This window comes from Gluconobacter sp. P1D12_c, from assembly GCF_018812105.1.
GTDB classification, from domain to species: domain Bacteria; phylum Pseudomonadota; class Alphaproteobacteria; order Acetobacterales; family Acetobacteraceae; genus Gluconobacter; species Gluconobacter oxydans_A.
In genome coordinates, this window is sequence record NZ_JACSIQ010000470.1 from 1 (window position 1) to 448 (window position 448).

The window sequence follows — 448 nt, forward strand, 5'->3', positions numbered from 1 at the left end:
ATCTTTTTAATACTGATTTAGCCTTTAGCATGGAGGTCGAAACCCCAATGCTAGACCCCGGACCTTCGGGGTCGTCGCTCTAGGCAATAGAGCGATCAGAACCCTTTTGAGGCTTCGCCTTAGGTTCCCACGTCGCCTGGAATGACTCAAGCCACTCCTTAGCAATCCTATCTCAATCACGCATTAAATCATCCAACGTGTAGACAGTCTTAATGAACGGAACAGGATTAATTMCATGCGAATCCAAAGAATCAAAAACTAAACCAAGATAAGTTTCAAGCTGTTCATTCTTCTTCTGTAAATCTCTGAACGGCTTGCCCTTATCAAAACTTTTTTCGCGTTCGCTTTTCAATTCGTTCAATAGTGATTTTCGTGATTCATTACTTTTGTGAATTTTTGTTTTTAGTGATGAATTACTCGCTTTCAACTTCTCATTTTGATTCTTCAA

General features: G+C 40.0%; 1 protein-coding gene. It reads right to left on the reverse strand.

Features of this window, described 5'->3' with window-relative positions; genetic code table 11:
* Positions 1-172: 172 nt before the first annotated feature.
* A partial coding sequence (locus KP705_RS17715; RefSeq protein ID WP_215765232.1) for a hypothetical protein occupies positions 173-448 on the reverse strand: 276 nt, incomplete at its 5' end.